This is a genomic window from Bradyrhizobium sp., assembly GCF_052389815.1.
Taxonomy (GTDB): domain Bacteria; phylum Pseudomonadota; class Alphaproteobacteria; order Rhizobiales; family Xanthobacteraceae; genus Bradyrhizobium.
On record NZ_JBQTHN010000020.1, the window covers coordinates 1 to 26,802 of the forward strand.

Genomic DNA, 26,802 nt, shown 5'->3' on the forward strand with positions numbered 1-26,802 from the left:
GCATGATCCTGATCGGAAAACCGGTCACCCACTTTTCCGGGATCATGCTGTCACCTGACGCAGCAAGCGGCCCATCGCAACCCGCACCACGTTTCGTGACGATCGCGAAACGTCCCTCACGGTGGCACGGGCTGGGGAGGTGTATAACGTAAATCGGAATTCCGGTAAAGAGAAATTTTTTTTGCGCAAAGGGCTTGACACACTTCTGTAAAATCGAACTGATTTGCCCATCGTGATCAAATGGCAACACTCTGCCGTGCCGCCGCCTCGGGCAAGCGTTGATTCGCCGCTAAACCTTGCCGCAGCCCGTAGGGCGGATCAGCCACCGGGTCCGCGCGAAGCGCGGCCCGATGACAGGCTCCGCGTGATCCGCCGCGGTGCCGATGGACGGTGGGTTACGCCTTGCATCTCGCCTGCTGAAGCTTCGGCGCGCGTGAATCGGCTAATCCACCCTACGGACCTCGCGCGCCTTGAACAGCACTGCGGTCACGAACTGCCGCAGCGCGGCTGCATCGTCGAACTTCAGCGTCACCCTGAACGGCACGACGGCGCGGGCCCAGTCCGGCAGGCCTTCCGACGTGCGCAAGCGAGCGAGATCCTTTTCCGTGGTCACCAGCGTCAGGCCGTTGCCGCTCGCTTCCGCGACCAGGCTGGCGGCCTCGTCCGCCGTGAGCGGGTGGTGATCGGCAAAGCTCCGCGCGCCGGCGACGTCGATGCCGGCCTCGCGCAGCGTGTCGAAGAACCGCGCGGGATCGCCGATGCCGGCGAAGGCGAGGACGCGTTTGCCGCGCAGCGCCGACAGTGATGCGTCGTCCGGCTCAAAGCGTGCGCGCAGCACCGGCTTGCCCTGGCCAGCGATGGTGGACGACACGCCGTCTGCCGCATGTCCCTCCCCGATCACGATCAGCGCGTCGGTACGCGCCATCTGCGCGGCCAGCGGGGCGCGCAAGGGACCGGCGGGCATCACCTGGCCGTTGCCGACGCCCCGGCGCGCGTCGATCACGATCAGGGAAGCATCCTTGGCGACTGCCGGGTTCTGGAAACCGTCGTCCATCAGGATCACGGTCGCAGCCAGCGATTTGGCGAGCGCCACGCCGTCGGCGCGGTCGCGCGACACCACGACGGGAACGCTTTGCGAGAGCATCAGGGGCTCGTCGCCGACATCGGCCGCGCCGTGCCTTGCGCCATCGACCCGCACCGGGCCGCGCAGCCGGCCGCGGTAGCCGCGGGTCAGCACCACTGGCGTCTCGTCGAGCTCGCGCAACAGCTTCGCCAGCGCCAGCACGGCCGGCGTCTTGCCGGCACCGCCGCCGTGATAATTGCCGACGCAGAGCACGGGGATGCCGGCGTCCAGCCCTTTGCGCTTCAGGCGACGGGCGGCAACGGCGCCGTAGAGCGCCGCGAGCGGCCGTAGCATATGCGATCTGAAGGACGCGGGCCGGTACCAGAAACCCGGCTCACGCATTGGCGGCTCCCATCTCGAGCCGCAGCTGCAGCAAATAGGGCTCGAGCGCGGCGAGCGTGCGATCCAGCGCGCCGCCGAGCTGCTCGACGACGCGAGCGCCCGCTGCGCCCTGCGTCTCGCAGGCCCTGGGATCGGCGAGCAACTGCCCGAGCTGCTTGATCAACCTCTCCTCGCTGTCGGCCTGGCGGGCGCCGCCGGCCTCGTCGAGGGCCTCGTAGACGTCACTGAAATTGAACACGTGCGGGCCATGCACGATGGCCGCGCCCAGCTTGACCGCCTCTATCGGATTCTGGCCGCCATGCTCGACCAGCGAGCCGCCCATGAACACGGCGGTCGCCAGACGATAAAACAGGCCGAGCTCGCCGAGCGTGTCGGCGATGTAGATGTCGGTGCTTGCCGCCGGCAATTCCTCGCGCGAGCGCTGCGCGAAGCGCAGGCCCGTTGCGGCGACGAGGCCCGCCACGGCATTGCCGCGGTCGGGATGCCGCGGCACGATCACCGTCAATAGCCCCGGGAAGAAGCCGGCGAGCCGGCGGTGGGTCTCGATCAGGATCTCCTCCTCGCCCGGATGGGTCGAGGCGGCGGTAATGACGGGACGGCCGCGCGTCATCGCCATCAGCTTTTCGAGCCTGGCCGGATCGGCCGGCGGCGCCGCCACGTCGAGCTTCAGGTTGCCGGTGACGCGCACGTTGCGCGCGCCGAGCGTGGCGAAGCGATCTGCATCGGCATCGGATTGCGCGAGGCACACCTCGAACTTCTCGAGCAGCGCCGAAATGGTGTTGAGCGCCCGGCGCCAGCGCGGGAAGGAGCGCGGCGACATCCGGCCGTTGATCAGCACCATCGGCAGCCGGCGCGCCGCCGCCGACAGGATCAGGTTGGGCCAGAGATCGGACTCGATGAACAGCGCCAGCGAGGGACGCCAGTGGTCGAGGAAGCGCGCGACATAGCGCGGGGAATCGTACGGCACATATTGATGGATGATGTCGGGCGGAAAGCGCTTGGCCACGATCGCGGCCGACGTGACCGTGCCCGACGTCAGCAGGATGCGCAGGTTGAGCGCGCGCAGCCGCTCGATCAGCGCCGCCGCCGCCAGCACCTCGCCGACGCTGGCGCCATGGATCCACACCAGGGGGCCGTGCGGCCGCAGGCCGAGCGACAGCCCGCGCCGCTCGCCGACGCGCTCGGGGTCTTCCTTGCCCTGCTTGAGGCGGCTCTTGATCAGCGCGGGCGCCAGCGGAACCATCGCGAACGACAGCTTCCGGTACACCCGCAGCGTCATCGGCAGCGAATCAGCCAAGGCCCGCCTCCGGGCGGCCGACCTGCGCATAGGCGCGGCGGGTCGCTTCGTTGAGGTAGGTCTCGACTTGCTGGCGCAGTCTTTCCATGGTCTCGGCGTCGGCGTCCGGGGGCACGAAAACGGCGTCAATACCTACCACAGCGCCGCGCCCAAAGGGCAGATTGATGGTAGTGGAGTCCCAGTTTTTCAATCGGATGAAGCGGCTGGTGACCATGGCGAAAGGCAGAATCGGCCGGCCGGATTCCCGGGCCAGCATGATGACGCCCATCCCCGCCGCGCGCGAGCGCTTCGGCACGTCGGCGGTGGTCGCGACATTCCAGCCCTCCCCGAGCGCCTGCACCATCTCGCGGAATGCACCGACGCCGCCCTTGCGATGGAACGCGCCGGAATGATCGCCGGACCCCCGGATGGTGCCGATGCCGAGCCGCTCGGCAGCGATGGCGTTGAACTCGCCGTCGCGATGCCGCGATATCAGAACCTTGGCGCGGTGGCTCTCCTTGGTCTTGATGAACGGCGTGATGAAATGCTGGCCGTGCCAGAACACGAAGATGGCGGGCATCTCCGGCTCGACCAGCTCGTAGACATTGGCGGGATCGTAGCCGAAGCGGTTGGTCCACCAGACCAGCCGCAGATACTCCGCCGCCAGCACGCCGAGCGCACGCTGAACCGAGTGGCTGCGCAGGAGGTCGCGGAAGAAACGTTTCAACGCCCCGGACTCAACGCTTGGACTTCGTGTCCTGGTCCGGATCGAGCAGCCGGTGCAGGTGGACGATGAAGTAGCGCATCTGCGCATTGTCGACGGTCATCTGCGCCTTGGATTTCCAGGCCGCATAGGCGGTGGCGTAATTGGGATAGACGCCGACGATATCGACCTTGTCGAGGTCCTTGAAGGTGACATTTTGCAGATCGGTGAGCTCGCCGCCGAGAACGAGATGGAGCAGCTGCGGCTGGGCACTGTCAGACATGTCGAAGTTCTTCCTGGTCCTTTGTGAGCATGATCTTGTCCGAAAACCGGTCCCCACTTTTCGGGATCATGCTGCGAGATGCCCGGCAAGGCTGATGTTGGTGTTGCGAGCGGGAGGCTCAGGGCAACGGACGGTTCCTGAAATGCCCGACGATGCGCGCATGACGATCGCGTCCCGCTGCCACGAGCACTCCGTGCACCACGTCCCGGCGATTGTAAAGCAGCGCATCCCCCGAGAGCGCCGTCATTTTACCATCGGCCTCCTGCACGATCAAATTCGCCGCGGCAAGATCCCAGTCGCGGCTCTGCCCGCCGGCAAAGGCGGCATCCAGCGCGCCGTGCGCGACACGGCAGAGCCGCAGCGCCAGCGAGCCGATGCGCGGATGCAGCGCGATCTCGTCGATCGAATCGTTGAGGCGCTGCACCAGCGGCTTGGGACCCGCCATGCGCGAAAAATCGAGGTCATCGCCGCCGCTCGCCTGCACGCGGGCGTCGTTCAGCGAGGCGCCCTGCCCGCGCGCGGCGAAGAAGAACTCGTCGCTGGCAGGCGCATAGACGGCGGCCAGTATCGGAGCGCCATCCTCCACCAGCGCTGCGCAAACGCACCAGTCGTCGCGGCCGGCGAGGTAGGAACGCGTGCCGTCGATGGGATCGACGATCCAGGTGTATTTTCTTCCCAGGCGCGATTCGTCGTCGGCGCTCTCTTCCGACAGCCAGCCGTAGCCGGGCGAGGATTGGCGCAGCCGCCGCTCCAGAAGATCGTTGACCGCGATATCGGCTTCGGAAACCGGCGAGGACTTTCCCTTGATCCAGCTCTTCAGCTCGGTGCGGAACATCGATTTGGCGAGCAGGCCGGCTTCCCGCACGGTATCCGCAAGAAGCGCGGCATCGCGCGCAAGCGTCGTGCCCTGCAGCTCAACGTCCGCCAAGGGTCAGCCCTTCGATGCGCAGCGTCGGCGCGTTGACGCCGTAGCGGAACTCCAGGTCATTGGCCGGCGTCAGCGACCTGAACATGTCGAGCAGGTGGCCGGCGATGGTGACCTCGCTGACGGGATAAGCGAGCTCGCCGTTCTCGATCCAGAAGCCGGAGGCCCCGCGGCTGTAATCGCCGGTGACGCCGTTGACGCCGGAGCCGATCAGGTCGGTGACGAAAAAGCCTTGGCCGATGTCGGAGATCAGCTCCTTCGGCGTCGCGGTGCCGGCTTCCAGATGCAGGTTATAGGCGCCGGGGGAAGGCGCCGACGACACGCCGCGATGGGCGTGTCCGGTCGTGGTCATGCCGAGCTCGCGGGCGGTGGCGCAATCGAGCAGCCACGTGGTCAGCACGCCCTCGTCGATGACGGCGAGCCGCTTCACCTTGACGCCCTCGGCGTCGAAGGCCTGCGAACGAAGCCCCCTCGCACGCAGGGGATCGTCGACAATGCGGATACCGTCTGCGAACAGCTTCTGGCCGAGCTTGTCCTTCAGGAAGGAGGTCTTGCGCGCGATGGACGCGCCGTTGATCGCGCCGACGAGATGGCCGACCAGCGAACCCGCGACCCGCGGTTCGAACACGACGGGCACCTTGCAGGTCTCGACCTTGCGCGGGTTGGTGCGGGCGACCGCGCGCTCGCCGGCCTTGGCGCCGACGCTTGCGGGCGAGGCGAGATCGGAGGCATGCAGCGCCGAAGTGTAGTCGTAGTCGCGCTCCATGGCGGTGCCCTCGCCGGAGATCGCGGTCATCGAGATGCCGTGGCTGGAACGCAAGTAAGAGCCGTGGAAGCCGGTCGAGGTCACCAGCACCATACCGCCGATGCCGGACGAAGCCGAGGCGCCGCCGGACTTGCTGACGCCCGTCACCGCAAGGCCTGCCGCCTCCGCCTCCTGCGCGCGACGTTCGAGCTCGGCCGTCGTCGGAATATCGGGATCGAGCAGATCGAGCTCGGGGAAATCGCGTGCCAGCAGCGCGGGATCGGCGAGCCCCACATATTTGTCTTCCGGCGCGACGCGCGCCATCGCCACCGCGCGCTCGGCAAGCCTGGCGATGCCGTCGCCCCTGGTGTCGTTGGTGGAGACCACGGCCTGGCGGCGGCCAACCAGCACGCGCAGGCCGACGTCGTCGCCCTCGGAACGCTCGGATTCCTCGACATGGCCGTCGCGCACCTCGACACCCTGCGAGACGCCGCGCACCGCCACCGCGTCCGCCGCATCCGCGCCGGCGCGCCTGGCGGCCTCGACCAGGCGTTGGGCGAGCGCCGACAGCGCCGATTGATCGAACAGGCCGGATGCTGCGGCCTCAGGCGAAAGCTTTGATACAACCGATGGTGAAGAGATCACGAACGAAATTCCTGACATTCGAGGCAACGCGCGGGCGCCGGCGCAGACTGCTGAGATGTGCCTGATTCACAGGGACTTCAAGCATTTTGCGCCGGCAAAAGCCATCAATTTCAGACAATCCCGCAACGTCTCGTCAATCATGCGCGCCAAGCTGTTGTCAATCATGCGCTCAGAAGCAGGCCCATTGAGACGCGATTAACCAGCCTTTTTAAGCTGAAACGGCGCGGCCTGTGGCAAGCTCTCACGCATCGACCGGGAACATAATTCCGGCGGGGAGCTAGAAAGCCGTGAGGCGTCAAACACAACCAAGCGGGATCAATCCCGCGGGGTCGAGCCGCTTGCGGCTCGACCCTCTTTCCCTTCCGCTTTGCTTCTCAGCGCGGGACGTCCGCGCCGACGGCGGCGTGCGGCAGGTCGAAATTCATCGCGAGCGCGTCGTGCTGCGCCGGCGGATTGCCGGCATGCGGATGGCCGTCAACGTTCGGGTATCCGACTTCATCGGCATCGGGCTTCGCGGCATCGACGGCGAAGCGCAGATGCTGGCGCTGATCCATCGCGATCCGTCGCTGACCATTCCGCTCGGCATCAGCGCCGACCGAGAGGAGCTCGATGCCGCTTCCGCAATGTGGAGCGAGATCTTCGGTCTTCCGCAGCTGCCGGAAGAAAAGCGCCGCGAGCCCGCCGCACGGCGCCGCCGCCGCAACGTCATCTCCAAGCGCCGCCCGCGATTCCTGGTGCGCCGCCGTGCCGGCGATACGGCTCGCGAGCTTTCCGTCCACCGCGGCGAGCGCGAGATCATCGCGCGGAATTGACGACGACGAAACTACGTAGGGTGGGCAAAGCGACTTGTCCGCCGTAGCTCGAAGAGCGAAGGCGGAAGCTTGTCCACCTTCGAGAGCACGCAGGTGAAGGTGGGCACGGCGCAAGAGCGCCTTTGCCCACCCTACATGTTGGCGCGCAACACCGCGTCGACCAAGAGTCCCGCGAACAGCAGCAGCCCGGCGTCGCGGTTCGAGTAGAACACCCGCTTGCACAGCTCGGAATTGCCGAGCTCGAGCCGCTTGATCTGCCATGCGAGATGCGCGGCAAAGGCGGCAAGCCCGATCCACGCCGGCCAGCGCACGGCGGCAAGATACAGCGCCACACCGATCAGCACCACGGCGAGCCCGTAGAAGATCATCAGCGCCGGTTTGGTCTTCTCGCCGAACAGAAGCGCGGTGGACTTGATGCCGATCAGCGCATCGTCCTCGGCGTCCTGATGCGCGTAGATCGTGTCGTAGCCGATCACCCATGAGATCGAGCCGGCGTAGAGCACCAGCGCGATCAGGCCGATGCGCTCGAACTCGGCGGCAAATCCCATCAGCGCGCCCCAGGAGAAGGCCAGCCCCAGCACGACCTGCGGCCACCAGGTGATGCGCTTCATGAAGGGATAGATCGCAACGATCGCGAGCGAGGCGATGCCGGCGAGGATCGCAAAGCGGTTGAATTGCACGAGCACCGCGAGCCCGATCAGCGCCTGCAGCACCAGGAAGGCGAACGCCTGCGCGACGCTGACCTGCCCGGCGGGAATCGGCCGCGATCGGGTGCGCTCGACTTTCGCATCGAGGTCGCGGTCGGTGATGTCGTTCCAGGTGCAGCCCGCCCCGCGCATCACGAAGGCGCCGATGAAGAACAGCACGACGGTGAGGGCTAAGGACCTGACGTTGCCGGAGATGCCGGCGGCGAGCGCGGCAGACCACCAGCACGGCATCAACAGCAGCCAGGAGCCGATCGGGCGGTCGAAACGGGAGAGCCGCAGGTAAGGCCGCGACCAGGACGGCGCGTGGGTATCCACCCAGTTGCCGGTGGAATCGGCAACGCGGGCGGTGAGGTCGATCATCGCGTCAGCACGTTGCCGTTCAGCGTGTCGAAGGTGGAGCCGCCCTTGCGGGTGGTCTGCGCCTCGGGAGCCGAGATCGAGCCGAGCGCCTCGGACAGGCTGGGCGCGGCGGCCGCCTTCTGCTGCACCATCTGCTGGGCCACGCCGCAGACCTTCTGCTGCAGCGCTTCGGTGTTCTTGTGGCCGGCCCTGATCTGATCGGTGATCTGCTGCGGGATGCCGCACTTCTGCGCGTTGGCCTCGACGTATTTGATCATCTTGACTTCGGCGGCGCTGAAATTACCGATCAGCTTGCAGGCTTCGTCCGGCGACGCCTTGCGGTCGGATGCGGCCTTGATCAGCTTGCCGCGCTTTTCGGCTTCCTGGCGCAGCGGGACGAAGCCCTTCATGCAGGCGTCCGAGGCGCCGGCGGTCGGCCCTTGGGGAACGCCGGCGAACGGGGCAGCGCCCTGTGACGGGAACGGACTCGACGCTGCCGCTTGCGCGCCGCCCACCGGCGGGAATGGCGAGGCCTGTGCCGGCGCGCCATTGACCGGCGGAAACGGCGACGACTTGGCCGGCTGTGCCGACTGGTTCGGCAGCGGTGCCGGGAACGCGCCCTGCGCGCCGGCCTGCCCAGCGTGGATGGCGGCGACGGCGACGACGACGAACGGCGCAATCAGGCGACGGATGATCAAGGGTATATCTCCGGCAAGGGCCCCAACGTCTTCCGACCAGGCGATTCCGACTTGAGGCTTTTTTACGATCCTCGCCGCCTGTTAACAACCCGTGGATTGGGGCAACAGCGCGGCACGGAGCCGCAATTATTACCCTGAAACCTCGTCATTTCAGCTAAAATCGCCGTTCAGAAACATTAACGAATGCCCCGGCTCGATTTCCGATCCCCTCGCCTGTTCGTCGAAGCCCCGCTTTCGCAAGGGGCCAGCGTCGCGCTGGACCGCGACCAGGCCAATTACCTCGGCAATGTGCTGCGGCTTTCGAGCGGCGCGGAGATACTCGTCTTCAACGGCCGCGACGGCGAATGGCAGGCCGCCATCGCCGGGCGCAAGCGGCCGGAGAGCCTGAGCATCCTGCAGCGGACGCGCGCGCAGGACAGCCTCGGCGACGTGGCTTACGTGTTCGCGCTGCTCAAGCATGCGCGGCTCGACTACGTCGTGCAGAAGGCGGTCGAGATGGGCGCCTCGAAGCTGCAGCCGGTGACCACGCGCTTCACCCAGGTGTCGCGCGTCAATCTGGAGCGCATGAGCGCCAACGTGATCGAGGCCGCCGAGCAATGCGGCATCCTCAGTCTGGCCGCGGTCGCAGCGGCGCTGCCGCTGGAGCGCTACTTGAGCGAGCGCGACGCCAGGCGGCTCTTGGTGTTCTGCGACGAGGCCGCCGAGATCGCCGACCCCCTCGCCGCGCTGAAGGCGGCCCGGACCGATGGCGGTGGGATCGACGTGCTGATCGGCCCGGAGGGCGGCTTTGCCCCCGAGGAGCGCGAGGCCCTGCTGCGCCAGCCGCGCACGCTGCGCCTCTGCCTCGGGCCGCGGATCCTGCGGGCCGACACCGCTGGCGTTGCGGCACTGGCGCTGGTACAGGCCGCCCTCGGGGACTGGGCCGGGCCAGGTTAACGGCCGGGCCAAGGCACCGCCCATTAAGCCCTTTGCCCGATCCCTGTCGTATCCGCCGGCAGGCCGTGCTAAGGGCTCGCCCAACCCCATTTTGGAACCGATTAACCCCCGCTGGAACCGGCATTTCCGGCGATCTGGACCAGTCCGATGAACGTAACCGCGCCCCCCTCCGCCGCCTGGGCGGATACCCTGCTGCAATCCTTTGCGCAGGCCGGCTACGTCCATGCCGAGCCCGATATCCTGCAGCCGGCCGATCCCTTCCTCGATCTCTCGGGCGAGGACATCCGCAAGAGCCTGTACCTGACGAGCGATGCGACCGGCGAGGAGCTGTGCCTGCGGCCGGACCTGACGATCCCGGTGGCGCGGGATTACCTGGCTTCGCCCGGCGCGGGCCAGCCCGCCGGCTTTTCCTATCTCGGGCCGGTGTTCCGTTATCGCAGCGGCAGGAAAAGCCAATTCCTGCAGGCGGGCATCGAATCGTTCGGGCGCCAGGACCGTCCGGCGGCGGACGCCGAGATGCTGGCGCTGGCGCTGCAGGCGGCGAATGCCTTCGGCATTGGCGAGGTCGAAATCCGCACCGGCGACGTCGCGCTGTTCAACGCGCTGATCGACGCGCTCGATCTCTATCCGGTATGGCGGCGCCGGCTTATCAAGGATTTCAACCGCAAGATCAGCCTGACCGACGACATCGAGCGCCTGACGCTGAAGACCGCGCCGGGTCACCATGAATATGAGGGCGTGCTGGCGGCACTCGCCGGCTCCGACCGCAAGGCGGCGCTCGCCCTCGTCACCGACCTGATGTCCATCGCAGGCACCACCAATGTCGGCGGCCGGACGGTCGCCGAAATCGCCGACCGCTTCCTCGAGCAGGCGACGCTCAAGGCCGGCGCGCTGCCGCGCGATGCCATCGGCATCATCAAACGCTTCCTTGCGATTGCCGGCGAGCCGGAGGGCGCGGTGGCGCAATTGCGCGCGCTGGCGGCGGAGGCCAAGCTCGACATATCGGCCGCGATCGACCAGTTCGAAAGCCGCGTCGGCTACATGGCGGGGCGCGGCATCGATACGAAGAAGACGCGCTTCTCGACCTCGTTCGGCCGCGGGCTCGACTATTACACCGGCTTCGAATTCGAGCTGCACCACAGGGGCAACGGCGCCGAGCCGCTGGTGGCGGGCGGACGCTACGACTCCCTGATGACGCAGCTTGGCTCGGCTGCGCCGATTCCAGCGGTCGGCTTCTCGATCTGGGTCGATGCACTGGTCAAGGCCGGCAAGAACGGGGGCAAGGCATGAGCGTCCCGTTCGTACTCGCGGTGCCCTCCAAGGGCCGCCTGCAGGAAAACGCCGAAGCCTTCTTCACCCGCGCCGGGTTGACGCTGGCCAAGCCCGGCGGCGCGCGCGACTATCGCGGCACCATCAGCGGCCTCGACAATGTCGAGATCGCGTATCTGTCGGCGAGCGAGATCGCGGCCAACCTGGCGCGCGGCGCGGTGCATCTCGGCGTCACCGGCGAGGATCTGGTGCGCGAGAGCATTCCCGACGCCGACAAGCGCGTGCTGCTGATCGACAGCCTCGGCTTCGGCGCCGCCAATGTCGTCGTCGCCGTGCCGCAGGCCTGGATCGACGTGCGCACCATGGCCGACCTCGACGACGTCACCACCGGCTTCCGCGCCCAGCACAACCGCCGCATGCGCGTTGCCACCAAGTACATCAACCTGACGCGCAACTTCTTCGCATCCCACGGCATCGTCGACTACCGCATCGTCGAAAGCGCCGGCGCCACCGAAGGCGCGCCCGCGACCGGCGCCGCCGAGCTGATCGTCGATATCACCACGACCGGCGCCACGCTCGCGGCCAACGGGCTGAAGGTGCTCGATGACGGCGTGATCCTGAAGAGCCAGGCCAATCTCGTCGCCTCGCGCGAGGCCGACTGGAACGATGCCACGCGCGAGACCGCGCGCGTCATCCTCGACCACATCGCCGCGCGCGCCCGCGCCAGCAAGTACCGCGAGGTGCGCACGCGCTTTGCCGGCTGCAACGACAAGATGCTGAGCGAGGCGCATGATCGCTTCGGTGTGGTCGCCCCGTTCGGCGGGCCGACCTCGTCGGGCATGCTGACGCTGCACTGCCCGCCGGCGCAGCTCTATGCGCTGGGCAGCTTCCTGCGCGACCACGGGGCCGATACGGTCTCGATCGCCTCGCTGGATTACGTGCTGGACAAGCAGAATCCGCTGTATGCCCGGCTGGAGGCATTCCTGAAGCGATGAACGGAATTTAACCCCGTTCATCGTGGCGACAGCTTGGCGAAGGTAGCATATGCTGTTCGGCCACCACTGGAACCCGATCGATGAAGCTGGGTAGCGACGTCTCGAAACTGTCCACGACCGCGACAAATGCCGCGGCGCAGGGGCTGTCGATCGTCGTCCCCGTCTACAACGAGGCGGCGGGACTTGCCGCCCTGCACGAGCGGCTCACGGGCCTTGCGCGCACGCTGGGCAAGCGCTGGCAGCTTGGCTGCGAGGTGATCTACGTCGACGACGGCAGCAAGGACGACACGCTCAAGATCGCGCACGGCCTGCCGCCCGAGGCGCTCGACGTGCAGGTGGTGTCGCTGTCGCGCAATTTCGGCAAGGAGGCCGCGCTCGTCGCCGGCCTCGATCATGCCCGGCGCGGCGCGGTGCTGTTCATGGACGGCGACGGCCAGCATCCCCCGGCGCTGGTCGAGCAGCTGGTCGGGCACTGGATCGATGGCGGCTATGACGTCGTCTATACCGCGAAAGCCCACCGCGACAACGAGTCGTTCCTGCGCCGCCAGGCGGTGCACGGCTTCTATGCGCTGATCAACTGGGGCGCGCGGCAGAAGATTCCGGAGGATGCCGGCGACTTCCGCCTGCTGTCGCCGCGCGCGGCAGCGGCGCTGCGGCAACTGCCGGAGCGCAACCGCTTCTTCAAGGGCCTCGCCAGCTGGATCGGTTTCCGCCAGATCCGCGTCGACTACGAGCCGGCGCCGCGCGCCCATGGCGTGACCACGTTCAGCGCGGGACGGCTGATCGGCCTGTCGATCGAGGGCCTGACCTCGTTCTCGGTGGCGCCGCTGCGCTTTGCGAGCCTGCTCGGCGTGATCCTCGCCGGCGGCGCGTTCCTGTTCGGGCTGTCGATCCTCTGGGAGGTCTGGACCACCGGCAAGCAGGTGCCCGGCTATCCCTCGCTCGTGGTCGGCCTGATGACGATCGGCGGCGTGCAGCTGATCATGATCGGCGTGCTCGGCGAATATATCGGCAAGATCCTTTCCGAGTTGAAGGCGCGGCCGATCTACTTCGTGGCCGAGCACAGCGAGAAGCGCCTGGAGGCCAAGACGGCTGACAAGACGGCTGACAAGACCGCCGACGCGGTCGTCGAGAAGGCCCCCGAGGCCGTGCGCGAGCGGACCCCCGCCGGATGAGCGACAGCGCGCCACGCCGTATCTGGCTGTGCGCCGACGACTACGGGATCAGCCCCGGCGTCAACCGCGCCATCCGCGATCTCATCGCAAGAGGCCGTCTCAACGCGACCTCCGCCATGGTGGTGGCGCCCGCGCTCGGCCGCGACGAGGTGGCCGCCCTCCAGGACGTCGTGACCGAACGCAACGCGCTCGGCCATCGCTGCGCCATCGGGTTGCATGTGACGCTGACCGCGCCGTTCCGGCCGCTGACCATGCATTTCAGGCCCGCCGACGGCGGCATGTTTCTGGCCCTGCCGACCATGTTGCAACGGGGCTTCGTGCGCCGGCTCGACCGCGAGATCATCCAGTCGGAAATTGCGGCGCAGTTCGCGGCGTTCCGCGACCTGTTCGGCCACGCGCCGCACTTCGCCGACGGCCATCAGCACGCGCAGCTCTTTCCTGTCGTGCGCGACGCCTTTCTCGGCGCGACCGCAACGCACGCGCCCGACGCCTGGGTCCGCCAGGGCGGACGCAATCGCCCGCTGCTGAAGCGGCTCAATTCGCCCAAGGCGCTGCTGCTGGACGCGCTGAGCCGCCAATTCCGCAAGCGCGCCGCGCGGGCCAATCTCTCCTTCAATTCGGCCTTTGCCGGTGCCTATGATTTCCTGCGCAAGCCGGATTTCGCGGTCCTGATGCAACAGTTCCTGCAGGGGCTGCCGGACGACGGGCTCGTGATGTGCCATCCCGGCTTCGTCGACGAGACGCTCGAGAGCCTCGATCCGCTGACCACCCAGCGCGAGCACGAATACGATTTCCTCGCCGGCGAACGCTTCCCGCCGCTGCTCGCAGCGAACAAGGTGACGCTCGGGTGACATAGTTCCGGAATGCCACCGGTCATCTTGTCGCTTACCGAAAATTAATTCACCGGTTCCCCCTTCTGGCGGCGAAAAGGCCCCCTACATTTCGTGCGCTTCGGCTCCCGAAGCGGAGGAGAACTCGCCATGACACCGCAGGAACGCCAACTGATTGACGAACTGTTCGACCGGCTTTCGAGGCTGGAGGGATCGCCGCGTGATGCCGACGCCGAAGCTGCGATCAGGGACGGCCTGCGGCGCGCGCCGAACGCGACATATGCGATGGTGCAGACGGTGCTGGTGCAGGACGAGGCGCTGAAGCGCGCCAATGCCCGCATCCAGGAGCTGGAAGGCCAAGGGCCCGAGCAGCAGCAATCCGGCGGCTTCCTCGATTCCATGCGCGAGACCATTTTCGGACAGGGCCAGCGCGGCTCGGTGCCGAATGTTCGCGCACCCGAGGTCGGCAACCGCCCGGCCTGGAACACCGGACAGGCGCTGCCGTCAGGCTATGGACAGGCTCCCGGCTACGGCCAGCCCTATGGCGCGCCGCAGCCCCCGCCGGTGCCCGCCGGCGGCGGAGGCGGATCGTTCCTCGGCACGGCAGCCGCAGCCGCGGCCGGCGTGGTCGGCGGCTCGCTGCTGCTCTCCAGCATCCGCGGCATGATGGGCGGCGGCAGCCACCAGAGCTTTGGCGACACCGCCGGCCATGGTGGCATCGAGGACCGCAGGCCGTGGGGCGACCAGGGCGGCGGCAACCTCGCCAAGGATGCCGGCATCAACGACATCGGCTCGTCCGGCCGCGGCGGCGGCGACTACGCCTCGCGCCAGGGCATGTACGACGAGCAGGCCTCGAACGAAGGCCATGACGACGACGGCGACGACGACATGGACCACGATTCCGACGGCTTCGACGGCGACAGCGATTACGCGTAAGCGTGGCGTGCTGCGAAGGTAGCGTGGCGTAAACAGAACGGCCGCCCGATCGGGCGGCCGTTTTGGCGCGCCGCGCCTCGGAAATTCACCATGGTGCTATTCAGCCCTGCCCCACCCATCTTTCAGCGATCCTCGTGTAGATTTCCGTGGCTTCGCGGATGCGCTGAACAGAGCAATACTCATCCGTCTGATGGGCCTTCGCAGCTTCGCCCGGGCCCAGGATAATTGTTGGAGGGCCGCCTAGCGCGGGGGTCAAGGCGGATGCATCGGTGAAATAGGGTGCTGTCTGGGGTTCGGCGCCGGCGTCTTGCCCGGTGACTTCGCCGACGACGCCATACACGTCCTTGATCCACGGAGCGGAGGGATCGGTCCAGACAGCGCCGACATCGACAATCGGCTCCATCGAAACCTCGTCACCCAACTCTGCCTTCAGATGCTCTTGAATGCGTGAGTGATCCAGCCCCGGGATGCTGCGGATATCGATGCCGATCTCGGCGAGATCGGGCACGGAGTTTACGTTGAGGCCGGCGCGCACGGTGCCGACGTTGAGCGTCGGAGATCCCAAATAAGGGTGCGGCGCCACGTTGAACTGGAAACTCTCCAGCGCCGTTATTGCCCGGGCGGCCTTGAAGGCGGCGTTGACCCCGAGATGAGGCATCGATCCATGCGCGGTGACGCCTTTGAGCGTCAGACGGAGCCAGAGGGCGCCCTTGTGGCCGACCAGAGCCACATTCGAAGTAGGCTCCGCCACGACGATCGCGCCGGCGCGTCCGAGAATGCCGGAGCGCGCGAGATGAAACGCTCCCTCGCAGCCAATCTCTTCACCTGCAGTAATGGCGAGAACCGCTCCGCTTGTTCCTTCCAGCTGCCCGGCCATGTTGGCAATGGCCGCGACGAAAGCCGCGACGCCGCATTTCATGTCGGTCGAGCCGCGGCCATACATCTTGCCGTCGACGATCTCTCCCGCAAACGGATCGACGCTCCAGGGCGCGTTTACAAGCGGGACCGTATCGACGTGGCCGGTGAAGCATAGAGGAGGCTTGCGGCCGCGACCTCCTATTCTTGCAATCAAATTGGCACGATCCGGAGCGAATTCCTGCAGCGACGTCTCGAGCCCGGCGCCGGCGAGAAGTTTTTCCAGGTGCCGGATGCAACCCAGCTCATTCCCGGGCGGGTTGATCGTGTTGAATGCAATGAGTTCGCGCGAGAGTTCGATAGGATCGATCGGCATCAGGTTGTTCGCTCCGCTTGCTGCTCGATTGTATCGACGGGAGCATGGGCGCACCACCAAATCCGTCGCGCGCGCCGATCGCCATTGAGCGCCATCCCGCGACGGGCTTGTCGGCTTTCCGTCCGCCCCTGCGGACTATTCCCGGTTCCCGGAACCTCGATGCCGGATCACACGGGTGTGAGACCCGCGCGCGGAACGTCCATCGGCACTTCGCGCTTGCACCGGTCTCAAATCACAAAATAGGGAGCGTCCAATGACGGGACTGAAGATTTCACGTCTTGCCATCCTCGGCACTGCGGCCATAGCCATCTCCGTGCTCGCGAGCCCTGCGATGGCGGAAGGCAAAATGGCCAAGGGTGCAAAGTACACTCAGCCCCAGACCAAGCAATCCAAAATGATCGAAGGCCAGCGCGTTCAGCGTCAGGCAACCTACCGCAGCCAGCGGATCCGTGACGCCAACGCCGCCTTGCCGGGCAGGAAAGCGTCTCGCAGGCCTGCCGGCCCGGCCGAGGTGGCGGGCAATGTCGTGGGCGGCACGGTCGCGACCGCGGGGGCGATCGCAACTGCGCCCTTCCGAGCTTTCGACAACAGCTACAACTACTATGGCTACGGCTACGGCGGCCGCGACTGGAAGACCTACGCCGCGCACAACAACCTTGCCTGCACACCCGGCACCATGTTCAAGGGTTCGGACGGCCGGATGCGTCCCTGCCAGTAATCCCCTTCGGCACAAGGAACAGGCCGCCGGCCGCGAGTCTCGCTCGACCGTGATAGAAATGCAAAACGACCGCCCGATCGGGCGGCCGTTGCAGTTTGTTCGGGGACTACGTCGCGCTCGTCGTACGATCCAATCACCCTGCTCTAAGTGACGCGGATTGTTCCCATCATCCCGGCCGCCTGGTGTTCCAGGATGTGGCAGTGGAACATCCAGTCGCCGGGGTTGTCGGCGACGAAAGCGATCTCCGCCCGTTCGCGGCGATGCAGCAGCACGGTGTCGACCCATTCGCGATGCCGGGTTGGCGAACCGTTGTGCGAAACAACGCGGAACGAATGTCCGTGCAGATGCATCGGATGCGGCCATGCCGTATCGTTGATGAGTTCCAGCACGTACGAACGGTTACGCTCAAGCGTGAGCAACGGCTCGTGCACGTGTCCCTTGGCGGCCACGCCATTGATGGCCCAGACAAGCCCGTTGTGCATGAGGGTCCGCATGTCGACCGTCCGGCCGTCCATGATGGCCGAGCGCATCATCCCCATCATGCCGCCCCCCAGCACGATCTCATGGCGCCTTGCATGGGCAATGTCGGGCTCGGACAGCGGGTTTGCGGGAAGACGCGGCACGGACCGGGAGATCTTTGACGGCCGCGTTGGCGGCTCATCACCGTAGGCGAGGTCCACCAAGCGGTATTCGAAACCCTGGTAGAACGTGTCGAGCACCTGAAACCGCTCGCCCGGGCGCCCGTCCATATCGAGCACGATGTCCGCGCGCATCGCCGGTCCGAGCACGATCCGCCCGTCCTCTGGCGCATGGGGCTCGACGGGCTGGCCGTCGCGCGCGACGATCCACGGCGCATGATCCTTGAACTCGAGCCCGAAGATGCGGGCGTTCGCGGCATTGATGAGCCGCAGGCGGATGCGCTCACCGGCGCGCACCGGAAGCGTATCGCGGACCTGCCCGTTGATGGTCACGGTGTTTCCGAGGCGGCCGCTGTGGCTGACATCGTGCATGTTGCCGAAATCGCTGCTGATCGACGCGTCGTGCATCAGCCGCCAGTCGTCGAGCAACCAGGTGAGGTCGCGGTCCACGTCCATGGGCACCGCTTCCTCGACGATGAAAGCGCCGGAAAGTCCACGCTCGACCTGCTCATGGCTGCGCTGGTGCGGGTGGTACCAGAAGGTGCCGGCGTCCGGGCAAGTGAACTCGTAGTCGAACGTCTCGCCCGGCGCGATCGGCTGCTGCGTCAGATGCGGCACGCCGTCCATTGCGTTGGGAACGCGGATACCATGCCAGTGAACCGTGGTTTCTTCCGGCAGCCGGTTTTCCACGCGAACATGGATGCGCTCGCCCTGCCGGACGCGAATTTCCGGGCCGGGCACTTGTCCGCCGAAACACCACACCGCCGTGTCGGGATGGGGCGCACCGGCCACCAGACTGCGCCCCGGCGCCGCCACCAGCGTCAGCGTTTTCGTGGCGCGCCCCAGCGCCTTTCCGTCCAGCCCCAGCGTTGCAGCGAGGGCCGTGACACCGCCGAGGACCGAGCGCCGGGTGACCAGAGAAGACGCCATCTTGCTTCGCCTCACCTTCAGGACGGCCGACCGATGTGAACCGGCGCACATGAAATGCTGCCGAGCCACGAAGCAGTCGTCCACCTCTGCCCGCACGCGCGGCCCGCATTGTCTGCAATGGCGCAAAGCTCGGCAAGCATCGGCGTAGCGCAGCAATCCGCCGATCATGTCACGAAATCGCGAGCCAAACCGGTTCTTATCGGCACGCGATCTGGCGCACCGGCCGGCCTGCTAGCCCAGAGCCGACATCCGATGCGGCGGCATCGACGTCCGCTTTCAGGGTCAGCACGAGCGCATGATGAGTTGCCGAGATCGCCGCGATGTGCCCTTGCGGCTCTGGGTGAAGTAGGGAATGGCTGGATGATTCCGGCCATTCCCCTGGCTCGACCGAGAACCTATCGCGCGGGCGCCATGGCGGCGGATTTGCCGTGTAGCTCCATGACCTCCGGCCGTTGCGAGTCGGCGTCCTTCGTGAGCGCCATCACCTTGGCGCTGTATTGCTTTGCCTTGTCGCCAATACCGGCTTTGCCGGCGGCCTTCGCGGCTCCCACATAGGCCGCGAGCCGATTGGGCTCCTTGACGAGCACGGCTTCATACGCGGCCAGCGCCTCCGTGGCCATGCCGCGATCGAGCAGCATCGCAGCATAGAGCTCGCGCGCGGGCGCAAGTGGGCCGGGGGTTACCGGATGCTTCTCCGTCCTGTCCTCGGCATCGGACGCCGCACTCAGCGCCTTGAGCGCTTCGTCGTGCTTGCCCTCGGCATAGAGCACCCAGGCGCTCGCGACCTGTTGCTGGATGCCGACGATTTCGGACCAATAGGCATCCTTCGCCTCCTTCAGCCTTGCGGTCAGCTCGCTCAGCTTCTCGACGTCAGGCTTCGCTCCTGCGGGATCGCCGGATCGTGCCTTGCCGAGGACGCGCGCAAAATACGTCACGGCGTCCGCGTAAGGGTACTTGGTTTGTCGAGGCTGAAGCTCGGCTGCGGCCTTCCAGTCACCGCGTTCGACGACATAGCGTGCGTTGCTGGCCGCGATGCCGTAAGGTCCCACGAACCGGTCGATCTTGAACTCGATCGCATTCATTTCATCGATAACGGCTTTCGCTTTCTTGTCCTGCGCCAGCTGGAGATGCGCATAGACGAGGTAATCCATGCCGTGTGCCTGGTCGTGTTGCTCGCCATCGAGCTTGGCGACCCGCGCCGACTCCGCATTTGCGGCGATGGAGTCCTTCCAGTATCCGACCCGCGTGAAGATATGCGAAGGCATGTGCTGCGCATGCGGTGCAGCCGGCGCTATCTTGGCGTAGCGCCGCGCCGCAGTGAGGCCCTTTCCGGCGATCGCCGGATAGTCATAAAGATGTATCAAATAGTGCGCGACGCCGGGATGGTCCGGCAGTCTCTTGAAGATCGGTTCGAGCAGCGCCGCGCCCTTGAGCTGATTGGCGTAGGTTTTGTCGGTCGGAGATGCGGCCACGTTCAGCGTGATGGCGTATCCGATCTGGGCTTCGACATCCTTGGGATAACGTAGCGCTACCTGCTCCTGCGCCTTGAGGTAGCTCTGAACGCGGCTGCGATGATCGATCTTGTCGTAATCGACATACATCTGGGCAAGCGCGTCGATGTAGTCCCGCTCTCTCTGCGTTTTGGCATTGAGAGCCTTTGCTTTCTGTACGGCCTCGAGACCGAGCGGAAGATTTGCCGGAGGCGGTGGTGCATGGGGGTTATAAAGCAGACTCAATGCAATGCCCCAATACGCCATCGCGCAGTTCGGGTCTGCCTTGAGAACCTCCTCGAACTTCTGCTTCGAGGCGCGATACCAGAAAGAATGCTGATAGAGCATGCCCTGATCGAGCAGCTTCTGCGCGGCGGGCTTGCACGATGTCTCGAGATGGACTTTGCCGAGCTTGGCGGCATTGGCCGCGAGTGCCGGGCCGGCATGAAGCGCAACCGTAGCAGTCGCAGCGACGAGTAGCTTGCGCATGGTGTCCTCCCTTCGTATCGGAATTGTGTTTTGTTTTGACCGATGACCCCGGGACTTCCCCGAGACGAGGGTGCGCCCCGACCTCGCTCCCTGTCAATTGGAACCAGCCGCGAGCGCGTTTGCGCGGACAGACCTAGGAGAGCGAGCTGACGACCGCGCGACAGGTAGTCAGCGTCCGATCTTGTCCGGGTGATCAGGGCAGCCCGGTTATGTCCGCGTGATTGACGTATCGCACGGAGGTGAACAAGGGCGAGATCAATCTCGTATTTCGGCAACTGGTCGTAGCGCAAAAGCAAAACGGCCGCCCGATGGGGCGGCCGTTCTGTTCGACAACTCGCGAAGGCTCAGATCACCACCACCTTCGTCCCGACGCCGACGCGGCCGTAGAGGTCGATGACGTCCTCGTTGCGCATGCGGATGCAGCCGGAGGAGACGTTGGTGCCGATGGTCCATGGCTCGTTGGAGCCGTGGATGCGGTACAGCGAGGTGCCGAGATACATCGCGCGCGCCCCTAACGGATTGTCCGGGCCGCCTTCCATGTGGCGCGGCAGGTCGGGACGGCGCGCCAGCATTTCCGGCGGCGGCGTCCAGGCCGGCCATTCCTTCTTGGCCGAGATCGTCTTCACACCGGCCCAGGTGAAGCCGGGACGGCCGACGCCGACGCCATAGCGCAGCGCCTTGCCGTCGCCCTGCACCAGATAGAGGAATTTGTTCGGCGTATCGATCACGATGGTGCCGGCGCCTTCCTTGCCGTGATATTCGACCACTTGCTTGTTGTATCTGGGATCGACGCTGCGCTGCGCCGGCTCGACCGCCTCGTGGCCATACATGCCTTGCGGCCCCATCGGCGGCAGGCGGCGGCCGTCGAAGCCGACGTCCGGCTGCTGCTGGTACATCGGCTGCTGGTAGCGGCCGCCCTGCGGCGCCTCGCCGAACAGGAATTCGATGAAGCCGCCGCCCATGTTGGAGGCCATGCGCACCGGCGGAGCGGACTGCGCGGCGGCGGGATCGATGGTGGCGCAAAGGATGGAGGCGCTCGCAAGGAGCGCGGCTGCGAATTTTCTGAACATCGACGTACTCTGTACTATTCGTCACCGGGCGCACGGGACGCGCGCCGTTCACACGCGATTCACTACAAATGAAAACCTGATCGGTTTGGTAAACGGAATCGGCGTTTCGATTCACCATCGCGCCGGAGCCTCGCGGATTTGGCGGTTAACCTTATTTTTCGGTGAACGCACCAGGCCTATGGTTAATCGCCTGCTTGCAGCTGCGTAGTTTACGCCGTGACCGCAGTTCCGCGCGTGAACCTCGCGTTAAATCGCATCTTCTACAAAGGGTGCGGAGTAAAGGGGTGGGAAGAACAACCATGTCGGTCAATCGCAAACGCTTTCGTGTCGAACAGGCCATTCTCGGCGATACGCCGATGGTGATGCCCGCAGGTCCCGAGGTCGATGTCGGCCCGATGCACCGCGAGATCATGAACGAGCTGCGCGCGATCCGCGCCCAGATGGCGGCGCCCGCCCGCCGCTCCACCGAGACGGTCGAGGAAGCCGCAAGCCGCGAGATGGCGGAGACCCAGGTGCTGCTCGACACCTATCGCGCCCAGATCGAACAGTGCGAGAAGCTCAAGATCGAGCTCGACCTGATCCACGACGCCATCAACCGCACCAAGCGCGAGATCGCGGTGCTGCACGGCAAGAGCTTCCAGGGCGATGAAATGGCCAAGGTCAATGGCGAGCTCGGCGCCGTTGTCGGCGGCACCGAGCAGGCCACGCAGCAGATCCTGGAAGCGACCGAGGCGATCGACCAGGCCGCCACCGCGCTGTCGAAGAACATCTCGCCCGAACAGCAGAAGCTGCTGTCGGAGGAAATCCAGGAGCGCGTCGTCTCGATTTTCGAGGCCTGCAACTTCCAGGACCTCACCGGCCAGCGCATCTCCAAGGTGATGACGACGATGAAGTTCATCGAGCAGCACATCAACGAGATGATGAACATCTGGGGCGGCGTCGACGCCATCAAGGCGCATGCGCCGCCGATCGTCGACACCCGCGAGGGCGACGCCAAGCTGCTCAACGGCCCCAAGCTCGACGGCGACGCCGGCCACGCCTCGCAGGACGACATCGACGCGATGTTCAACTGAGCGCGGGCACATACCGATAGCAGAACGCCGGCCCCGGGGCCGGCGTTTTTTCTTCGTCATTGCGAGCGAAGCGACGCAATCCACCTCTCCGCCTGTGGCGCCATGGATTGCTTCGTCGCTTGCGCTCCTCGCAATGACGGCGAGGGCTCACGCCCTTGGCGCGCAGCGGACGTAGACCATGTTGCCGTAGCGGGTGCCGGCGTCCTTCTCGACGAAGCGCGTGACCATGACGCGGCCGTCGAAGGAGACGATCTCGCGGTCCTGGTCGCCGGGGGTGGGACCGGCGGGGCCGATATAGTTCTTGCCGCTCGGCGAGCCCTTCAACCGCAATTCCTGCGGGGTGGCCTGGTCGGCCAGATGCATGATGACGCCGCCGGAAGAGCCGGCGGTGATCGTGTAGGGCTGCTTGCACTGCGAACGGGCCATCGCCTCGGTGCGGGCGCGGTCCTTCGGGTCCTGGTAGGAGGCGAGCCCCCAGCGGCCGACGATCTCGTCGGAGCGGATGGTCGCCGGCATTTCCGGCGCCACCCCGGGCTCGGGCGCCGCGGCCGGCGTCGACGAGCCGAACATGCCGCCGAGGTTGGTGGTCTCGCAGCCGGCCAAAACGACCGCCAGCGCCGAAACCACGGCAAGGCTCGCCACGGTACGCGCATTACCAGACCTTATCATGGGCATCCCCCGAACTAATTCTCACGGCCGCTCCCGTCCCGCAGCCAAGCGCAAAACACCAACCGGGGCAATGATCTCGGACAATCTACGCCCGGGACCCCGACCCGGTTTCCGAACCACCATCCTATAATGGTCTCACCAAGGCCTTAACCACTTTGCTTGACACGGCCTTCACCAAGCCATATCTCCCCGCCCACATTAGCACTCAAACGCTGTGATTGCTAAGTGCCGGCCGTTCCGCCTCCCGGGTGTGTCCTACGGTCTGCATTACACGCCGGTTTCCATGAACCGGACCTGAAACCCCAAAGCCGCAAGGGAACGCCATGGCCAAATCCAAATTCCGCCCGCTGCACGACCGCGTCGTGGTGAAGCGCATCGACGCCGAAGAGAAGACCAAGGGCGGCATCATCATTCCGGACACCGCCAAGGAAAAGCCCTCGCAGGGCGAGGTGGTCGCCGTCGGGCCCGGCGGCCGCGACGAGGCCGGCAAGCTGATCCCGATCGACCTCAAGGTCGGCGACCGCGTGCTGTTCGGCAAATGGTCGGGCACCGAGGTCAAGCTCGAAAATGAGGAACTCCTGATCATGAAGGAGTCAGACATCATGGGCGTGCTGGCGTAAGACGACCCCAACTCGTCATGCCCGGGCTTGACCCGGGCATCCATCTTCTTCGGAAGAGTCTTGCACAGGCGATGGATCGCCGGGTCAAGCCCGGCGATGACGAAATGAAAATCAATCATTTCCAGGAGTAAGTTCCAATGGCTGCCAAGGACGTAAAATTTCACGGCGAAGCGCGCGAGCGGATGCTGCGCGGCGTCGATGTTCTCGCCAATGCGGTGAAGGTGACCCTCGGCCCCAAGGGCCGCAACGTCGTCATCGACAAGTCGTTCGGCGCGCCCCGCATCACCAAGGACGGCGTCACCGTCGCCAAGGAGATCGAGCTCGAGGACAAGTTCGAGAACATGGGCGCGCAGATGCTGCGCGAGGTTGCCTCCAAGACCAACGACACCGCGGGCGACGGCACCACCACCGCGACCGTGCTGGCGCAGGCGATCGTGCGCGAGGGCGCCAAGTCGGTGGCCGCCGGCATGAACCCGATGGACCTCAAGCGCGGCATCGACCTTGCGGTGAACGCCGTGGTCAAGGACCTCGAAAAGCGCGCCAAGCCGGTGGCGGCTTCCTCGGAAGTAGCGCAGGTCGGCACCATCTCGGCCAACGGCGACACCGCGATCGGCAAGATGATCTCGCAGGCCATGCAGAAGGTCGGCAACGAGGGCGTCATCACGGTCGAGGAGAACAAGTCGCTGGAGACCGAGGTCGACATCGTCGAGGGCATGAAGTTCGATCGCGGCTATCTGTCGCCCTACTTCATCACCAATGCCGAGAAGATGACCGCCGAGCTCGACGACGTCTTCGTGCTGCTGCACGAGAAGAAGCTGTCCGGCCTGCAGGCGATGCTGCCGGTGCTGGAAGCCGTGGTGCAGTCGGGCCGTCCGCTGCTGATCATCGCCGAGGACGTCGAGGGCGAGGCGCTGGCGACGCTGGTGGTGAATCGTCTCCGCGGCGGCCTCAAGGTCGCCGCCGTCAAGGCGCCGGGCTTCGGCGACCGCCGCAAGGCCATGCTGGAGGACATCGCGATCCTCACCGGCGGCCAGCTGATCTCGGACGAGCTCGGCATGAAGCTGGAGAGCGTTACGATCAACATGCTCGGCCGCGCCGGCAAGGTGGTGATCGACAAGGAGAACACCACCATCGTCAAGGGCGCGGGCAAGAAGAAGGACATCGAGGCACGCGTCGGCCAGATCAAGGCGCAGATCGAGGAGACCACGTCCGACTATGATCGCGAAAAACTCCAGGAGCGGCTGGCCAAGCTCGCCGGCGGCGTTGCCGTGATCAAGGTCGGCGGCGCCACCGAGATCGAGGTCAAGGAGAAGAAGGACCGTGTCGAGGACGCGCTGAACGCGACCCGCGCCGCGGTGCAGGAAGGCATCGTGCCCGGCGGCGGCGTGGCGCTGCTGCGCGCCAAGAAAGCGGTCGGGCGCCTGTCCAACGACAATGCCGACGTCCAGGCCGGCATCAACATCGTGCTGAAGGCGCTGGAAGCCCCGCTGCGGCAGATCTCGGAGAATGCCGGGCTGGAAGGCTCGATCGTGGTCGGCAAGATCCTCGAAAGCAAGTCGGAGACCTTCGGCTTCGACGCCCAGACCGAGGAATATGTCGACATGGTCGAGAAGGGCATCATCGACCCCGCCAAGGTGGTGCGCACCGCGCTGCAGGACGCCTCCTCGGTTGCGGGCCTGCTGGTGACCACCGAAGCCATGGTCGCGGAGGTGCCGAAGGAAGCGGCTGCCCCCGCGATGCCGGGCGGCGGCGGCATGGGCGGAATGGGCGGCATGGGCTTCTAGGCCCTGGCGCTTTCCGAATGGACCGATCGAAGGCCGCCTCCGGGCGGCCTTCTTTTTGGCCGATGAGGACGGGGTCTGGTAGGTTCCCGCTCCCGATTCTGCGCCAAAGGAATTTTTCAGATGCGCCCGCTTCTGCTCGGCCTGTTCGCACTTGCGGTCCTCTCGCCCGACCCCGCTTTGGCGCAGGCCAAGCAGCCGGCGGCCAAGGCCGCAGCGAGCGGTGCCGAGATCCGCTACTTCACCGCGATCGACGGGCTGATGGACGGCGCGGCCGACGTGATCCTGAAGGAGACGCGGATCGGCAAGACCGTCACCGCGGCGACGCTCGATGTCTGCTATCCCGTCGAGAAGGGCGCCGAGCGCAAGGACCGTTTCGTCGCCAATCTCGCGGTGGCCGGCACCAGCCTGACCGGCACCACGCAAAGCATCGGCGACAAGCAGCCCGTGACGGTGAAGCTGACGCGCAAGCTGACCGGCGACACCTTCGAGTTCCGCGGCCAGGTCGCGATCGGCCAGAAGGTCAACGAGGTGATGTCGCCGGACAATTCCGACCTCAGCGAAAAGGAATTTCTGGAGAGCCAGACCCGCGACGACGGCATCACGCCGGCGCCAAAGGACTTCACCGACGTGTCGCCGGAATCGGTCGGGGTGCGGGTGAAGCTGGAGCAGGTCCTCGACTTCCTCAAGAGCCTGAAGGGCGAGGCGCTCGAAGTATCGGTCGGCAGCCTGTCGGTCTCCTGCGACGAACTGCGCGGCGGCGAACAGACCATCATCATGACCGTCGATCCCGAGCGCGCGGGCGCCCTCCTTGCCAAGGCGAAGGCAACGCCCGGCGTGACGTTCGCGGGCTGGACCAGCGGCATCGTCGAAATGGATCGCGCCATCCGCTTTGCGGCGGCCGACTGGCGCGAGGCCGACAAGATCAATCGCGACAAGCTCGCGCAGGCGATATCGGGCGTGCTGAGCAAGACGCTCGTCGCAACGCCGGCCGGATCGGCCTGGAACGCCAATACCGGCAAGCTGACGCTGACGTTCAAGCGGCCGAGCCAGATAGTTCCCGCGCTCGGCCTGACCGAGACGGTGGAGGTGTCGGCCCAGGTCTCGTCGGACAAGCCCGGCACGTCGGACAGACTGATGCTGTGGGTGTCGAGCCCGGTCACCACGACGGCGGATGAAGGCGCAGGTCCAAAGCTCAATCTGTCGGAAGATTCAGGCATCGACGACGAAGGCGCCGAGCCGGAGGACGATGGCGGCTCGATCGAGGCGCTCACCAAGGTCCTGAAGGGTCAGCGCTGGGACGCCGACAAGTCGGTATGGAAGTAGCTACTCGCTATCCCCGCATCCGCCTTCG

The 26,802-nt window shown here is 65.9% G+C and carries 26 protein-coding genes; 12 read left to right on the top strand and 14 right to left on the bottom strand.

Annotated elements, in window-relative coordinates; all coding sequences use genetic code 11:
• The 7 genes from ACT4OC_RS05060 to ACT4OC_RS05090 all read right to left on the bottom strand — a co-directional run.
• The coding region (locus ACT4OC_RS05060; RefSeq protein ID WP_444837876.1) for a hypothetical protein at positions 1-250 on the bottom strand (250 nt) is incomplete at its 3' end.
• Positions 251-442: 192 nt separating this feature from the next.
• Positions 443-1,465, bottom strand: coding sequence for a tetraacyldisaccharide 4'-kinase (lpxK, locus tag ACT4OC_RS05065; RefSeq protein ID WP_444837877.1), 1,023 nt, complete (start codon positions 1,463-1,465; stop codon positions 443-445).
• Positions 1,458-2,792, bottom strand: coding sequence for a 3-deoxy-D-manno-octulosonic acid transferase (locus ACT4OC_RS05070; RefSeq protein ID WP_444837878.1), 1,335 nt, complete (start codon positions 2,790-2,792; stop codon positions 1,458-1,460). The genes lpxK and ACT4OC_RS05070 overlap by 8 nt, the downstream gene beginning before the upstream one ends.
• Positions 2,755-3,468, bottom strand: a complete 714-nt coding sequence (locus ACT4OC_RS05075; protein ID WP_444837879.1) for a lysophospholipid acyltransferase family protein — start codon at positions 3,466-3,468, stop codon at positions 2,755-2,757. Before ACT4OC_RS05075 ends, ACT4OC_RS05070 begins: the two co-directional genes overlap by 38 nt.
• A gap of 10 nt (positions 3,469-3,478) precedes the next feature.
• Positions 3,479-3,727, bottom strand: coding sequence for a DUF4170 domain-containing protein (locus ACT4OC_RS05080; protein WP_444837880.1), 249 nt, complete (start codon positions 3,725-3,727; stop codon positions 3,479-3,481).
• Positions 3,728-3,845: 118 nt separating this feature from the next.
• Positions 3,846-4,655 (bottom strand): inositol monophosphatase family protein, encoded by an 810-nt coding sequence (locus ACT4OC_RS05085; RefSeq protein ID WP_444837881.1) that lies wholly within the window; start codon positions 4,653-4,655, stop codon positions 3,846-3,848.
• Positions 4,642-6,060 carry a TldD/PmbA family protein gene (locus tag ACT4OC_RS05090; RefSeq protein ID WP_444837882.1) on the bottom strand — a complete coding sequence of 473 codons (1,419 nt, stop codon included), beginning with the start codon at positions 6,058-6,060 and terminating at the stop codon, positions 4,642-4,644. Before ACT4OC_RS05090 ends, ACT4OC_RS05085 begins: the two co-directional genes overlap by 14 nt.
• Before the next feature lie 269 nt (positions 6,061-6,329).
• On the opposite strand from ACT4OC_RS05090, the gene ACT4OC_RS05095 reads away from it, so the two are divergent.
• A complete protein-coding gene (locus ACT4OC_RS05095; protein WP_444837883.1) occupies positions 6,330-6,854 on the top strand; it encodes a DUF6101 family protein in 525 nt (174 codons plus the stop codon).
• A 131-nt stretch (positions 6,855-6,985) separates the two neighbouring features.
• Here ACT4OC_RS05095 and ubiA read toward each other — a convergent pair whose 3' ends face one another.
• Together ubiA and ACT4OC_RS05105 are read right to left on the bottom strand one after the other, a co-directional pair.
• Positions 6,986-7,921, bottom strand: coding sequence for a 4-hydroxybenzoate octaprenyltransferase (gene ubiA / locus ACT4OC_RS05100; protein ID WP_444837884.1), 936 nt, complete (start codon positions 7,919-7,921; stop codon positions 6,986-6,988).
• On the bottom strand, positions 7,918-8,595 hold the full coding sequence (locus ACT4OC_RS05105) for a hypothetical protein (RefSeq protein ID WP_444837921.1): 678 nt from the start codon (positions 8,593-8,595) through the stop codon (positions 7,918-7,920). Before ACT4OC_RS05105 ends, ubiA begins: the two co-directional genes overlap by 4 nt.
• A 186-nt stretch (positions 8,596-8,781) precedes the next feature.
• On the opposite strand from ACT4OC_RS05105, the gene ACT4OC_RS05110 reads away from it, so the two are divergent.
• The 6 genes from ACT4OC_RS05110 (at position 8,782) to ACT4OC_RS05135 (ending at position 14,739) form a co-directional block, all read left to right on the top strand.
• Positions 8,782-9,534 (top strand): 16S rRNA (uracil(1498)-N(3))-methyltransferase, encoded by a 753-nt coding sequence (locus ACT4OC_RS05110; protein ID WP_444837885.1) that lies wholly within the window; start codon positions 8,782-8,784, stop codon positions 9,532-9,534.
• Positions 9,535-9,681: 147 nt separating this feature from the next.
• Positions 9,682-10,824 carry an ATP phosphoribosyltransferase regulatory subunit gene (locus ACT4OC_RS05115; RefSeq protein ID WP_444837886.1) on the top strand — a complete coding sequence of 381 codons (1,143 nt, stop codon included), beginning with the start codon at positions 9,682-9,684 and terminating at the stop codon, positions 10,822-10,824.
• On the top strand, positions 10,821-11,798 hold the full coding sequence (hisG, locus tag ACT4OC_RS05120; RefSeq protein WP_444837887.1) for an ATP phosphoribosyltransferase: 978 nt from the start codon (positions 10,821-10,823) through the stop codon (positions 11,796-11,798). Before ACT4OC_RS05115 ends, hisG begins: the two co-directional genes overlap by 4 nt.
• A gap of 80 nt (positions 11,799-11,878) precedes the next feature.
• Positions 11,879-12,973 carry a glycosyltransferase family 2 protein gene (locus tag ACT4OC_RS05125; protein WP_444837888.1) on the top strand — a complete coding sequence of 365 codons (1,095 nt, stop codon included), beginning with the start codon at positions 11,879-11,881 and terminating at the stop codon, positions 12,971-12,973.
• The gene (locus tag ACT4OC_RS05130; RefSeq protein ID WP_444837889.1) at positions 12,970-13,824 is read left to right on the top strand and encodes a ChbG/HpnK family deacetylase; all 855 of its coding nucleotides are present in this window, start codon (positions 12,970-12,972) and stop codon (positions 13,822-13,824) included. Before ACT4OC_RS05125 ends, ACT4OC_RS05130 begins: the two co-directional genes overlap by 4 nt.
• 129 nt (positions 13,825-13,953) lie before the next feature.
• Positions 13,954-14,739 (top strand): DUF2076 domain-containing protein, encoded by a 786-nt coding sequence (locus ACT4OC_RS05135; protein ID WP_444837890.1) that lies wholly within the window; start codon positions 13,954-13,956, stop codon positions 14,737-14,739.
• Positions 14,740-14,839: 100 nt separating this feature from the next.
• Here ACT4OC_RS05135 and ACT4OC_RS05140 read toward each other — a convergent pair whose 3' ends face one another.
• Complete coding sequence (locus tag ACT4OC_RS05140) at positions 14,840-15,970, bottom strand: M20 family metallopeptidase (protein WP_444837891.1); 1,131 nt, start codon at positions 15,968-15,970, stop codon at positions 14,840-14,842.
• A gap of 253 nt (positions 15,971-16,223) precedes the next feature.
• Here ACT4OC_RS05140 and ACT4OC_RS05145 point away from each other — a divergent pair, with 253 nt between their 5' ends.
• Positions 16,224-16,688, top strand: a complete 465-nt coding sequence (locus ACT4OC_RS05145; RefSeq protein ID WP_444837892.1) for a hypothetical protein — start codon at positions 16,224-16,226, stop codon at positions 16,686-16,688.
• A 143-nt stretch (positions 16,689-16,831) separates the two neighbouring features.
• On the opposite strand, the gene ACT4OC_RS05150 is transcribed toward ACT4OC_RS05145, so the two are convergent.
• The 3 genes from ACT4OC_RS05150 to ACT4OC_RS05160 form a co-directional block, all read right to left on the bottom strand.
• Positions 16,832-18,256 (bottom strand): multicopper oxidase family protein, encoded by a 1,425-nt coding sequence (locus ACT4OC_RS05150; protein ID WP_444837922.1) that lies wholly within the window; start codon positions 18,254-18,256, stop codon positions 16,832-16,834.
• Between the two features lie 395 nt (positions 18,257-18,651).
• On the bottom strand, positions 18,652-20,235 hold the full coding sequence (locus tag ACT4OC_RS05155; protein ID WP_444837893.1) for a hypothetical protein: 1,584 nt from the start codon (positions 20,233-20,235) through the stop codon (positions 18,652-18,654).
• 344 nt (positions 20,236-20,579) lie between these two features.
• A complete protein-coding gene (locus ACT4OC_RS05160) occupies positions 20,580-21,305 on the bottom strand; it encodes a L,D-transpeptidase (RefSeq protein ID WP_444837894.1) in 726 nt (241 codons plus the stop codon).
• Positions 21,306-21,604: 299 nt separating this feature from the next.
• Between ACT4OC_RS05160 and ACT4OC_RS05165 the strand changes: the two genes are divergently transcribed.
• A complete protein-coding gene (locus ACT4OC_RS05165) occupies positions 21,605-22,378 on the top strand; it encodes a protein phosphatase CheZ (protein ID WP_444837895.1) in 774 nt (257 codons plus the stop codon).
• A gap of 147 nt (positions 22,379-22,525) precedes the next feature.
• Here the strand turns inward: ACT4OC_RS05165 and ACT4OC_RS05170 are convergent, their stop codons facing one another.
• On the bottom strand, positions 22,526-23,047 hold the full coding sequence (locus ACT4OC_RS05170; RefSeq protein WP_444837896.1) for a hypothetical protein: 522 nt from the start codon (positions 23,045-23,047) through the stop codon (positions 22,526-22,528).
• 323 nt (positions 23,048-23,370) lie between these two features.
• Here ACT4OC_RS05170 and ACT4OC_RS05175 point away from each other — a divergent pair, with 323 nt between their 5' ends.
• The 3 genes from ACT4OC_RS05175 (at position 23,371) to ACT4OC_RS05185 (ending at position 26,774) form a co-directional block, all read left to right on the top strand.
• Positions 23,371-23,667 (top strand): co-chaperone GroES, encoded by a 297-nt coding sequence (locus ACT4OC_RS05175; protein ID WP_444837897.1) that lies wholly within the window; start codon positions 23,371-23,373, stop codon positions 23,665-23,667.
• Between the two features lie 137 nt (positions 23,668-23,804).
• The gene (gene groL, locus ACT4OC_RS05180; protein ID WP_444837898.1) at positions 23,805-25,451 is read left to right on the top strand and encodes a chaperonin GroEL; all 1,647 of its coding nucleotides are present in this window, start codon (positions 23,805-23,807) and stop codon (positions 25,449-25,451) included.
• 120 nt (positions 25,452-25,571) lie between these two features.
• Positions 25,572-26,774: a hypothetical protein gene (locus tag ACT4OC_RS05185; protein WP_444837899.1), complete on the top strand. Its 1,203-nt coding sequence runs from the start codon at positions 25,572-25,574 to the stop codon at positions 26,772-26,774.
• Positions 26,775-26,802: the final 28 nt, after the last annotated feature.